Source organism: Streptomyces sp. CA2R106, assembly GCF_037034245.1.
In the GTDB taxonomy this organism is placed as follows: domain Bacteria; phylum Actinomycetota; class Actinomycetes; order Streptomycetales; family Streptomycetaceae; genus Actinacidiphila.
On sequence record NZ_JBAGKC010000005.1, the window covers coordinates 331,240 to 343,196 of the forward strand.

Annotated in this window: 10 protein-coding genes; 3 read left to right on the forward strand and 7 right to left on the reverse strand. The window is 74.5% G+C overall.

Annotated features, from left to right (window positions below; genetic code table 11):
- Positions 1–95: 95 nt before the first annotated feature.
- Positions 96–332, reverse strand: a complete 237-nt coding sequence (locus WA788_RS36045; protein WP_443034003.1) for a hypothetical protein — start codon at positions 330–332, stop codon at positions 96–98.
- Between the two features lie 124 nt (positions 333–456).
- Here WA788_RS36045 and WA788_RS10845 point away from each other — a divergent pair, with 124 nt between their 5' ends.
- Positions 457–3,768: an AfsR/SARP family transcriptional regulator gene (locus WA788_RS10845; protein ID WP_335975094.1), complete on the forward strand. Its 3,312-nt coding sequence runs from the start codon at positions 457–459 to the stop codon at positions 3,766–3,768.
- A 75-nt stretch (positions 3,769–3,843) separates the two neighbouring features.
- Here WA788_RS10845 and WA788_RS10850 read toward each other — a convergent pair whose 3' ends face one another.
- Both WA788_RS10850 and WA788_RS10855 read right to left on the reverse strand, forming a co-directional pair.
- Positions 3,844–4,263 carry an RICIN domain-containing protein gene (locus WA788_RS10850; RefSeq protein WP_335975097.1) on the reverse strand — a complete coding sequence of 140 codons (420 nt, stop codon included), beginning with the start codon at positions 4,261–4,263 and terminating at the stop codon, positions 3,844–3,846.
- A gap of 262 nt (positions 4,264–4,525) precedes the next feature.
- Positions 4,526–5,506 carry an NADP-dependent oxidoreductase gene (locus tag WA788_RS10855; RefSeq protein WP_335975100.1) on the reverse strand — a complete coding sequence of 327 codons (981 nt, stop codon included), beginning with the start codon at positions 5,504–5,506 and terminating at the stop codon, positions 4,526–4,528.
- Positions 5,507–5,676: 170 nt separating this feature from the next.
- On the opposite strand from WA788_RS10855, the gene WA788_RS10860 reads away from it, so the two are divergent.
- A complete protein-coding gene (locus WA788_RS10860; protein ID WP_335975104.1) occupies positions 5,677–6,693 on the forward strand; it encodes a GlxA family transcriptional regulator in 1,017 nt (338 codons plus the stop codon).
- A gap of 9 nt (positions 6,694–6,702) precedes the next feature.
- Here WA788_RS10860 and WA788_RS10865 read toward each other — a convergent pair whose 3' ends face one another.
- The 4 genes from WA788_RS10865 to WA788_RS10880 form a co-directional block, all read right to left on the reverse strand.
- Positions 6,703–7,062 carry an STAS domain-containing protein gene (locus WA788_RS10865; protein WP_335975107.1) on the reverse strand — a complete coding sequence of 120 codons (360 nt, stop codon included), beginning with the start codon at positions 7,060–7,062 and terminating at the stop codon, positions 6,703–6,705.
- The gene (locus WA788_RS10870) at positions 7,059–8,246 is read right to left on the reverse strand and encodes a cobalamin B12-binding domain-containing protein (protein WP_335975110.1); all 1,188 of its coding nucleotides are present in this window, start codon (positions 8,244–8,246) and stop codon (positions 7,059–7,061) included. Before WA788_RS10870 ends, WA788_RS10865 begins: the two co-directional genes overlap by 4 nt.
- Positions 8,243–9,925: a PP2C family protein-serine/threonine phosphatase gene (locus WA788_RS10875; RefSeq protein ID WP_335975114.1), complete on the reverse strand. Its 1,683-nt coding sequence runs from the start codon at positions 9,923–9,925 to the stop codon at positions 8,243–8,245. The genes WA788_RS10870 and WA788_RS10875 overlap by 4 nt, the downstream gene beginning before the upstream one ends.
- Positions 9,926–10,127: 202 nt before the next feature.
- Entirely contained in the window at positions 10,128–11,321 is a 1,194-nt protein-coding gene (locus WA788_RS10880; protein ID WP_335975116.1) for a PP2C family protein-serine/threonine phosphatase, read from the reverse strand.
- A gap of 97 nt (positions 11,322–11,418) precedes the next feature.
- Here WA788_RS10880 and WA788_RS10885 point away from each other — a divergent pair, with 97 nt between their 5' ends.
- Positions 11,419–11,910 (forward strand): MarR family winged helix-turn-helix transcriptional regulator, encoded by a 492-nt coding sequence (locus tag WA788_RS10885; RefSeq protein ID WP_335975122.1) that lies wholly within the window; start codon positions 11,419–11,421, stop codon positions 11,908–11,910.
- Positions 11,911–11,957 lie beyond the last annotated feature (47 nt).

Sequence of the window (11,957 nt, forward strand, 5' to 3'; positions counted from 1 at the left end):
CACCGGTACCTTTTCCGAGCGGAAAACCGGCCCGACAATGACAGCGAAATACAATCTCGCGCACCCCGGCGTCATGTATGACGGGCGCCGCTAATTCACCGTTCAGCCCTCCGCGAGGGCCCGCCCGAGGGAGAGCAGCGCGAGGAACGCGCCGGCATGAGCGTCCCCCGCGCCGTTGCTGCCCACCGCGGTGACCGGGAAGCCCGCGACGTGGACCGGTTCCCGGCCGGGGTGTCCAGCACCTCGTCCTCCTCGACGGTGTCGACCAGGAAGCCGACGACCACCAGGTTCAGGATGCCGAAGACGACCGTCGCCCACTTGTTGATCCACATGATGGCCGCGTGGCCGAGGCCGAGCCCGTGAGCTGACGCCCGCCGCCGCTGGACGGCACGGCCCGCAACCGGAGCAGGCGGCGTACCCGTCTACTACGGGGGCGGGCAGGAATGGAGAGTACGGATGCGGCGGCGGGCCCAGGCGTTGGCGGTGCGGCTGTTGGGGCCCTACGAGGTCACCGTCGGCGCTTGCCCCGTCGCGGTCCCCGCGGGCCGGCTCCGTGCGCTCCTGACCGGCCTGGCCCTGTCGGCAGGACAGGTCGTTCCTCTCGACGCACTCGCCTCCGGCGTCTTCGACGAACAGCAGCCGGCGAACCCGCGGGGCTCCCTGCAGACCTACGTGCTGAGGCTGCGGCACCTGCTGGGAGCCGACGCCATCCTCACCACCGACGCCGGCTACCGGCTCGACGTCCTCCCTGCGCAGGTGGACGCCCTCCTCTTCCAGGAGTTGCTGGAGGCTGCCTCCGCCGCCGACGGCGCGACCGCCCACGAGCTGCTGACCCGGGCGCTCGGCCTGTGGCGCGGCACGCCGCTGGCCGACGCCGGTTCGACCTCACTGGAGCGCGAGTACGCCCCCGCCCTCACCGAGCGCTTCCTCACCGCGTCCGAACGCCATCTCGATCTCGGTCTCGCGCTCGGCGCCGGGCAGCCGCCAGGCGAACCGATAGCCCGCCTGAGAGAGCTGACCGCCAGGTACCCGCTGCGCGAATCGCTGTGGGCACGGCTGCTGACGACGCTGCTGGCGGCAGACCGGCAGGCCGAGGCGCTCCAGGCGTACGAGCGGCTGCGCCGCCTGCTGGCCGAGGAGTTGGGCGCTGATCCCTCCCCCCGCCTGCAGGAGTTGCACCAGCGGTTGCTGCGCCAGGAGGTGTCTCCACCGCAGCCGCGAGAAGCCGGCCTCCTGCCGCCGGGGCCGCACGCACCGCCGTCCCCCGCCACGCACCGCGACAGCCCACCTGTTCCGCGTCAGCTTCCGCCCCCGGCCGAGGGGTTCGTGGGCCGGACCCAGGAGGCCGCGGCTCTTGACGGCCTCCTCGTCCCTTGCGCCGACACTTCCGGCCGGGCCCCTGTCGCAGTCGTGCACGGCGCCGGCGGCATGGGCAAGACCGCCCTGGTGGTGCGATGGGCCCACCGGGTGGTGGACCGCTTCCCCGACGGCCAACTCCACCTGGACCTGCACGGCTACGGGCCGGGGGCGCCGCTGTCCGCGCACGAGTCGCTCGGGATGCTCCTGGCGGACATCGGCGTCCCGGCCGACCGGATACCGCCGGGCGTCGACGGGCGCGCCGCGCTGTGGCGCAGCACGCTGGCGGACCGCCGGGTCCTGCTCGTCCTGGACAACGCCCGCAGCGCGGAACAGGTGCGCCCGCTGCTGACCGGTCCAGGCGGCACGGTGGTCGTCACCAGCCGCAACCGTCTCAGCGGGCTGAGCGTGAGGGAGGGTGCCCGGTCCATCCCGCTGTCCGAACTGCCCGAACCGGACTGCGTCCGGGTGCTCGCGGCGGGAGCCGGCGCCCGGCGGGTCGGGGCCGAACCCGACGCCGCCGCACGGCTGATCCGCGTGTGCGGGCGGCTGCCGCTCGCGCTGCGCATCGTCGCCGATGCCGCTTCGCGCCACCCCGGCGTCCGGCTGGCCGAGATCGCGGACGACTTCGCGGCCCGCGAGGGCGTACAGGGCAGCTTGGACGTCCTGGCGGTCACCAGCGACCCCGCCACTGATCCGCGCACGGTGCTGTCCTGGTCCTACGACCAACTCGACGACGAATGTGCCCGGTTGTTCCGCCATCTCGGCCTCGTGCCCGGCACCCGGTTCGGGTCCGCCGCCGTCGCCGCGCTGACCGCCCGTCCCCCCGGCACCGTCCGCTCCTCGCTGAGGACGCTCGCCACCCTGCACCTGCTGGAGGAGGAGAGCCCTGACCGGTACCGGATGCACGACCTGCTGCGCGAGTACGCCTGGGAGCGGGCCGAAGCGGACGAGCCGCCGGAGAACCGGTGCCGTGCACGGGAGCGCCTGCTCACCTGGTACCTGCACGGGGTGGACGCCGCCGCCGACACGATCTACTCCCGGTGGGTGCGGCTGGCGCCCCCACCGGGCACGCCCGCGGCGCCGGTCCCGCGGTTCGGCGCCGACGCCGCCCGCGCGACCGCCTGGCTCGACGCCGAGTGCGCGGCTCTCGTGGCGGCCGTCGTGCACGCCGCCCAGCACGGTCCCCGTCCGCTTTCCTGGCTGCTGGCCGATCGCCTGCGGGGGTACTTCTGGCGGAGCAAACGTACCCAGGAGTGGCAGACGTCCGCGGAAGCCGCCCTTGCTGCCGCCGACGCCGAGGGCGATGCCGCGGCCCTGGCCGCGGTGCGGCTGAACCTCGCCGACCTGCACACCCACGGCAACCGGGTCGCCGACGCCGTGCCCCTCTACCTGCGGGCCCGCGACCTCGCCGACGAGGCGGGCCGGCCGGAATTGACCGCGCTGGCACTCAACGGGCTGGCCGCCGCGTACTGGCGGGCGGGCAGGCTGCGGGAGAGCGCCGATCACCTCGGCGAGGTCCTGGACCTCAACGACCGCCTGGGGCACGCGTACGGCCGGTTCAGCAACCTCCTCAACCTCGGCGCGGTGCTCTTCCGGCTGGGAAGGACCGGCGCGGCGTACGACCGCTTGCACGCGGGTCTGGCGTTGGCGGAGGGCCGCCATGAGGAGGCCCAGGCACTTGTCAGCCTCGCGTCGGTCACCCACGCCTTGGGCCGGCTCCCGGAGTCCCTGGCCCACGCCGAGCAGGCACTGCCCACGCTGCGGGAGAGCAACGACACCGGACGTGTGGTGGACTGCCACCGCTACCTGTCCAAGTCCCACGCCGATCTGGGGCACGAGGCACAGGCCCTGGCCGCGGCACGGGCTGCCGCCGAGATCAGCAGCACGGTCGGTGACCATCTCGTGGAGGCGGAGGCACTGGCCAACGCGGGCATGGTGCATGCGCACTTCGGACATTTCGAGGACGCCCGGACCCTGTGCGCGCGAGCCCTCGACCTCGCGCTGGAGGGCGGCCTACGGCATCTGGAAGCCACTGCCCGCACCGGCCTGTCCCGGGCGGCAGCCGGACTGGGCGACCTGGACGGCGCTGTCGCGCACGCCGAGACCGCCGTCGCCGTCATCCGGGAGCACGGCTTCGCCGACCGCGAGGGCACCGCGCTCCTCGCCCTGGCCGAGGCCCGGTTCGCCCAAGCCGACAGCGAGGCAGCCGCGGACCTGGCCCGCCGGGCCGCGCGCGCCCACGAAAGAGCCGGCCAGCGGGTCGGCGCGGCCCGCTCCCTGCTGTTGCAGGGCCGTGCCCTGACCGCGCCCGCTGCCGTGCCCCCGCTGGAACGAGCACTGCGGATCTTCGCCGAACTCGGTTCCCCCGAAGAGGCCGAGGCACGCGCCGCCCTGCGGGCGGTCCGCTGAAGTGCCGGTGGTCCGGTGGCCCGCCCGTGTGCCGGAACCCCCAGGACACGCCGAGCAGGCCGGTACCGGATCACGTCACACGTAGCTGCCCTGCCACTGCTGGAAGTTGAGGCCGTTGCACGGGATCATCCGCAGGCCGATGGAGCTGTCATCGAGGCAGTTGCCCGTGTGCCTGTTCCTGATGTCGGCGTTCGGAATCCAGACCTGGTAGTCGAGGGAGTTGCAGTTCAGCGTCCGCAGCCCGGCGACACTGTCGTCGAGGCAGCGGCCGGTGGCCACGTTCCGGAAGAAGCGGTTGTTGAAGCCGAAGCTCCCGGCGTCCACCTGGACCCACTGCTGGAAGGTCGTTCCGTTGCAGGCGAACGCGCGGACGCCGTACGCGAGGCTGTCGTCGAGGCAGCCGCCGGTCGCCACGTTCCTGAACACGGTGGGGGGCGTGTCGTCGGCCTGGGCGCTACCGACGCCGGCGAAGGACATCGCGAGTGCCGCGAGCACGCAGCCACCGATACCTGCGACACGGCGTCGCACTGACCTCTTCACGTTCATTGAGTCTCCACTCGTCTGTGGTGTTCTTGGGTGCGCCGGCAACCGCGCCGTGCCTACGGGGCGGCGATTCCCCTCGGCACGGCGGGTGTCGGGCTCCCTCATCACGCTAGGGGGCACCTCTTTCACATCGGTCACGTCTGGCTGTCACCCGCCCTGCGCGCGCCGGGAAACCCGGTGCGGGGCCGGGTCGGGTGGCGACACCGTCAGCGGGCTACGCGAGGTCGAGGACGAGTTTGCCGCGGGTGCGGTTGGCTTCGCCGAGGCGGTGGGCCTCGGCAACCTGGTCGAGGGGGAAGGTGCGCTCGACCTCGACGCGCAGCGCGCCGGACTCGACGAGGGCGGCGACAGCGGTGAGGGCGGGGGCGTCGGGTTCGACGAGGAGCGGGCTGGTGCGGACCCCCGCGCTGGCGGCCGCGGCCGCCAGCGCGGGGGAGACACCGCCGGGGATGGAGACGACGAGGCCGCCGGGCCTGGTCACCGCGACCGAGCGGACGTCGGTGGCGTCGGTGCCGCCGACCAGGTCGATGACGACGTCGACGGGCGCGGTGGCCTGCTCGAAGGGACCGGCGGTGTAGTCGATCGCCTCGTCCGCGCCCAGTTCCTTCAGCCAGGTGTGCCGCGGCGCGCGGGCGGTGGCGACCACCTCCGCACCGAGGTGCCGGGCGATCTGCACCGCCAGGTGGCCCACGCCACCCGCCGCCGCGTGCACCAGGACCCGCTGCCCGGCGGTGACGCGGGCGGTGTCCACCAGGGCGTGCCAGGCGGTGAGCACCGCCAGCGGCAGCGCCGCGGCCTCGACGTGGCTGAGGGAGGCGGGCTTGCGGGCGAACTGGCGCGAGGGCGCGGTGACGTACTCCGCGTAGGCGCCGGCCGGGCGCGGGAACCACGGCATGCCGTACACCTCGTCGCCCGGTGCGAGCGTGGTGACGCCGAAGCCGACGGCCTCGACGACGCCGGAGATGTCCCAGCCGAGGATCAGCGGGAACTTCTGCAACCCGGCCATGCCCTGGCCCGCGCGCGTCTTCCAGTCCACCGGGTTGATCCCGGCGGCGTGCACCCGCACCAGCACCTCGGTCGGCAGCGGCTCGGGGCGCGCGACCCGGCCGACGGCCAGCACCTCCGGGCCGCCGAACCGGTCGACGGTCACCGCCCGCATCGTCTGCTCCGCCACACCCTTGTCCTTGCCGCTCATGTCTCTCGCGCCCCTCGTCGTTCTCTCGCAGGTCACAGGTACGGACCCGGGTCCTTATCCCAGGCCCGGGTCCACCCGCCGGGCCTCTGGCCTCGGTGTGCCTCAAGGTTCGCGGGGTCCGCCCCGGAGCGGTCAGTGGCCGGGGAGCCACCTGTCGTACTATTCCGGCCATGCCGCACCTCGTCGCCGTCCTCGCACTGGACCACGTCATGCCGATGGACCTGGGGATCGCCGCCCGCGTCCTCAACGAAGCCCTGGACCCGGCCGGTGAGCGCCTGTACTCGGTGCTGACCTGCTCGCTCGGCGGCGCACCGGTCCGTACGAGCGAGGGCTTCCGCGTCCTGCCCGACGAGGACGAGTCGCTGCTCGAACGCGCCGGCACCGTGGTGATCGCCACCCAGGAGCCGGGCGAACACCTGCTCGCCACCGGCGAGTTGCCCGCCGACGTGGCCGCGGCCCTGGCCCGGATCGCCCCCGGGGCCCGCATCGTCAGCCTGTGCACGTCGGCGTTCCTGCTCGCGGCCGCCGGGCTGCTGGACGGCCTGCGCGCCACCACCCACTGGACCCTGTGCGACCGGCTCGCCCGGCTGTTCCCGGAGGTGGCGGTCGACCCGGACATCCTCTTCGTGGACAACGGGCGCGTGCTGACCGGCGCCGGCGGCGCGGCCGGCATCGACCTGTTCCTCCACCTCGTCCGCCGGGACCACGGCACGGCCGTGGCCAACGCGGCGGCCCGGCGGTGCGTGGTGGCGCCCTGGCGGGAGGGCGGCCAGGCGCAGTTCATCGAGCGCCCGGTGCCGAAGGAGGCGGACCGCTCCACGTCGGCCACCCGCCGCTGGGCCATGGACCACCTCGCGGAGCCGCTCACCCTCCAGGACCTGGCGCGCCACGCCCACATGAGCGAACGCACCTTCACCCGGCGCTTCCGCGCCGAGGTCGGCACGAGCCCGTTGCAGTGGCTGGTGCGCAGCCGCCTGGACCATGCCCGCCACCTGCTGGAGAGCAGCGAGTTGACGGTCGCGCGGATCGCCACGGCCACCGGCTTCGTCGACCCGACCGTGCTGCGCCGGCACTTCCACGCCCGGCTGGGCCTGTCCCCGCTCGCCTACCGCAGGAGCCACCGCCCGCCGGCCACCGCGACCGCCCTACCGGTCCTCACCCACGGCGTCGGCAACAGCCCTCACTGAGCGGCCCGTTCACCGATCCGGCTGCCGCGCCGCGTCCTCGCCCCCGGTGCGGAACAGGCCGCGGACCCCGGTGATGGCCAACAACCGCTCCAGGAGCGGGGGCACGTGGTCCAGGTGGAGGCCGACTCCCGCGGCGCCGGCCGTACGGTGGACCATCAGCAGCGCCGAGAGCCCCGACGAGTCGCAGAACCGCAGTTGGGCGCAGTCCAGGTGCAGGTCGCGCAGGTCCGGGTGGGTGCTGACGCAGTGGGCGGCGCGGTGCACCAGCACCTCGGCGCTGTCGTCGTCGAGGTCGCCGCAGATCCGCAGGTGGACGGCGCGCGGGCCGGCCTCGACGGTGACGGCGAAGGGGAGGTGCGGCAGGGTCACGCTGGTGCTCCGGGGGGTGGTCCGGTCGGTGCGGCCATGGCGTCCAGGGCGCGGCGGGCGCCGTCGAGCAGCCGCACGGACCGCGGGAAGTCCCGCAGTTCGGCGGCTAGGACGGTAAGGGCCGGCCGCAGGGACCGCGCCGGCACGTTCCGCGCGGTGAGGACGTCCGCGGTCCAGGTGATGAAGCCGGCGAACAGCTCGTCGTCGTCGCAGTACAGGGCCGCGGTGAGGAACTCGACGATGTGCGCGAGGTCCTCGGCGGTGCGCTCGCGCTGCTGCGCGGTGTAGGAGGCCATGGCCGGCAGGTGGGACTCCAGTTGGGCCAGCACCTCCCTGACCAGGGTCGGCTGGGCGCGGGCGACGAGCGTGTACTCCTGGTCGGCGAGGTGCGGCAGGTCGTCGATCGGCTGCCGTCCGGCGGCCAGGTCGGGCGCGGGGATGCCGTCGGCGAGCTGCCTGGCGGCGGAGCGCGCGTCGGGGGCCCAGGCGTTCGCCCCGAGCAGGCGGGCGTTGCGGCCGTCCGGGCCGAAGGCGGCGCCGCCGACGATGACCGGCAGGCCGATCGCCTGGCAGCTGGTGATCGCCGCGTGGGCGGTGGGCAGCCGGGTCGGGAGCGAGGAGGACAGCGCGACCGCGTCCGGCGCGCCGGCGTGGAGGTGGGCGATCAGGTGCGGGGTGGGCACCTGGGCGCCGAGGAAGTCGACCTGCCAGCCCCGCAGGGTGAGGACCTCCGCGAGGAGGCGGGCGGGCAGGGCGTGCCACTCGTGGTCCACGCACGCCACGGTGACCCGGCCGCGGCGGGGCGTGGCGCGCGCGGCCGGGTGGTGGGCGAGGGCGGCGATGACGCGTTCGGTGATGGCGCTCGCGGCGTGTTCCTGGGCGACGCTCAGGCGGTTGGCGGCCCATTCGGCGCCGACCTTCGTCTGGAGCGGGGCCAGCAGGTCCAGCAGGATCGCCTCGGCGTCCGCGCCCTCCTGGAGTGCGCCCAGGACGAGGGCGGCGGCCCGGTGCTCGTCCCGGTCGACCACCGCGGTCCACAGCGGGTCGCGCACCGCGCGGAACGGGTCGGGCGCGGGGCGCGCCTGCTCAGCGGGGCGCGCCTGCCCAGCGGCTCCCTGCTTGCCGGGTCCCTGCCCGGCGGGGTCCTGCCCGGCGGGGTCCTGCTCGGCGGCTTCTACGGTCATACCGTGTACCTGCCCCGGGTGTGCCCGTCCACCGCACTGAGATGGGTGGTGCGGGGCGCGCCGATGGCGACCAGGGCCATGTCGTCGTGGCTGCCGTCGTGCAGCCACTGGAACGCCAGCATCTGGATGCGCTCCACGATCGCCTCCGCGGGCAGGTCGGCGCACTCCGACAGCGCCCGCTTCAGCCGCTCCTCGCCGAACATCTCGCTGCCGAGCGGGCCGCCGCGCGCCTCGGTGAACCCGTCGGTGTGCAGCAGGCAGGTCTCGCCGGGCTGGAGGACGACCTGCGCGGAGTGCGCCTCAATGGCCGGCAGGGCGCCGATCAGGGTGCCGCGGGTGGGCACCTCCTCGACGCTGCCGTCCAGGCGCACCACCAGCGGGGCGGGGTGGCCGGCCGAAGTGAGCCGCAGCCGCACCTCGTTGTCGTGCCGGCGCACCGAGCCGAGCACCATGGTGGCGAAGCGGGTGTGGTGGGAGTTGAGCAGGGAGCCGTTGAGGAGTTCGAGTATCCGCCGGTGGTCGTCGCCCAGCGGGGACAGCGCCTGGAGGGTGCTGCGGATCTTGCCGGTCAGTACGGCCGCGTCCAGGCCCTTGCCGCACACGTCGCCGAGCACCACCAGCGAGGCGTCGTCGGTGCCGGGTCCGGGGTGGACGTCGTAGAAGTCGCCGCCGACCCGCTCGTGGCTCTCCGCGGCGCGGTAGCCGCCGGCGAACTCCACGCCGTTGACGCGCTGGAGCGTGGGCGGCAGCAGTTCGCGCATGAGCGTGCGGGTGATCGCGCTCTGCTCGCTGTAGAGGCGGGCGGCGGACAGTGCGGCGCCGGCCCGGGCGGCGAACAGCCGCGCGAAGTCCTCCTCGCTCTCGCTGAACCGGGCGGGGCGGCCGGCGCGCAGCAGCACCAGCGCCCCGGCGGACACCCCGTGGCCGGGCAGGGGGGTGACGACGATCGACCCGATGGGGCCGGCGCAGCCCTCGGGCAGCAGCCAGTCGGGCAGCAGGGCGCCGTCGATCCACCGCGAGGGCAGCGGCGGGAAGCCCTGGAGCGCCTCGCTGAGCCCGGGCAGGACGGCGGGGTCGGCCGCCACCTGGCGGCGTACGGCGTCCTGGCCCGCCACGGCGGAGACGGTCAGCAGCTTGCCGCGGGAGGGGGGCGCGACGACGACGGCCGCGTCCGCGAGGTGCTCGGCGGCCAGCGTGACCGTGGCCGCCATGCAGCGGTCGGGGTTCAGCGAGGCGAGCAGGACGTTGGACGCCTCGACGAGGAAGCCGGTGCGCTCCCGCTCGGCGGCGAGGGCCTGTTCGGCGCGCCGCCGTTCGGTGCCGTCGACCATCCACCAGACGACCTCGCCGGACTCGCCCGGGGTCGGGTACGCCTCGAAGCGCCGCTCCCCGATCGGGCCGGCGGCCGGTGCGAGGGGCGCGCCCGGCCGGTCAGCGTCGCCGGGCACCCGGACGTGCGGGGCCGCCTCGGCGTGGGCCCGGGACAGCCAGGCCGGCACGGCGTCGGCCATGTTCGCGCCGGGCTCCGCTCCGCTCAGCAGCAGCCGGGCGGCGGGGTTGGCCCGCAGCACGGTGCCGGCCGGGTCGGCCACGAGGACGGGGTAGGGGGCCAGTGCCCACAGACCGGCGGTGGCGCCGGGCCCGGGCCTTGCGGCGGGAGTTCCCTCGACAGAGGTCATGAACGCCGGCTCGCACGCGGCGAGCCGCACCAACTTTCCGTAGGAGGCGAATTCATTTGCCGTGCGGCAACTATCGCTCACCCCGTACGCGATGACAACCCGCCCCCGCCCGCCGCCCGTGCGGAAAGCCGCCCGGACCTGGGGCGGTTGCCACCTGCGGCGACGCGGAAACGGTACGCGCGACGCCGCAGGCGGCCGGACGTCAGGCCCCCGCTCCCCCGTCGGGGCGGCCGGTCCAGTCCAGGCACATCACCAGGGCGTCGTCGGCCGCCGGCCCCGGACCGCGGTGGCCCAGCAGGTTCTGGAGGATGGCCCGCGGCACCTGCGAGGCGGGCAGCAGCCGTGTCTCGTTGATCGACCGCACCAGCGCCCGCAGGCTGTACTTCTCGCCGCCCGGGGAGAGCGCGTCGTAGACGCCGTCGCTGATGAACAGCAGGCGGTCGCCGGGCAGGACGGTGAACGACTGCGGCTCGTAGACGGTGTCCTCGAACATCCCCAGCGGCATCTGGGGCTCCAGCTCGACCAGGTCGACGGCACCCTCGCGCACCCGCCATATCCGGGGCGAGCCGGCGTCGATGACCTCCACGTTCCCGGTCGGCAGGTCGAAGCGCAGCAGCAGCGCCGCCAGGTACTGGTCCCCCTGGTGCTGCCCGTAGACGGCCTGGTCGGCCAGGTACGCCTGGTCGCTGAGGGACAGCCCGGCGCGGCGGGCGTTGCGCAGCGCGCTGACCGCGAGGTTGGTCAGCAGCGCGGCCTGTATGCCCTCACCCATGCCGTTGTTCACGGTGACGTGCAGGTGGTCGGCCGAGGAGGACCAGTCGAAGCTGTCGCCGAAGATGGCGTAGGCCGGTTCGAGCTGGGCGCCGAGGGTGTACTCGGGCCGGGCGCACGCGCGGCCGGGCAGCAGTTGCCACTGCATCTCCGCGGCCAGGGTGAGCCGTTCGGCCCGGCGTGCCTGGAGGAACAGGTCGGTGTCCCGCCCGGCGACGACCAGTTCGTGCGCGAGCGCGTCCGCGCACGCCTGGAGTTCGCCGACGGTCTGTGCGGTCGGGCCCGCGCCGTCGGCGTCCGGCAGTGTGACGCTCAGCACGCCCAGCCGGTCGCCGCGTACGCTGACCGGAAGGTGCACCGCCACCGCGGCGGCCGGGGCGTCGGGCACCGCGTACGGCTCCTGGGCGCCGAACGCGCGGCCCGGCGCGGTGTCGTGGACCGACAGCGGTGCACGGGTGTGCGGCAGCGCGTCCACCGGCTGGAGCCTGGTCACCGCGTAGTCCGCCATCAGCAGTTCCACCGTGTGCGCGCGGTGGCGGCGCTCGATCGTGGCGCGGATCACCTCGAAGATCTCGTGGGGCTGCGCCTCACGCAGGCGGCCTTCGACCGTCCCGGGTCTGTCCAACGCTATCGGTCCCACTTTCGTTGACATATCGTCGTCCAGGCGACTGCTGGAGCGAACAGAAGGAAAGAGCCCGAAACGGCTCACTGGGGAGTGTCACATGGACGAGGCCTCGGCCGCTGTGCGCCGGCTCGCGTCCCCTGCTGTCGGCGAGCTCGGCGAGGTGCTGGAGCTCCTGGAGATCGCGTGGGAGCGGGGCCGCCGCGACTACAGCACCGCGCCGCTGTCGGCCGCCCAGGCCCGGGTGCTGTACGTCGTCGAGCGCGAGCCCGGGATCAACCTCACCGGCCTCGGCCGTGCGCTGTCGGCCGCGGCTCCCTCCGTCACCCGGCTGTGCGACCGCCTCCAGGCGGCCGGGTTCCTGCGCCGGGCCGCGGGCGCGCAGGACCGCCGCGAGGTCGAGCTCGAGCTCACCGAGGCCGGCGCCGCCCACCTCCGGACGATCCGGCACCGCCGCGAGCAGGCCCTCGGCCGGGCGATGGGCCTGATGTCCCCCGAGGCCCGCCAGGCCCTCGTCACCGGCCTCACCGCCCTCAACGACGCCGTCAGCCCGCCGGCCCGCCCCTCCCCCCGCGCCCGCCGCGCCGTCTGACCCGACCGTCCGACCCCGCCGTCAAGCGCCGCCGTCAAGCCCCGCCG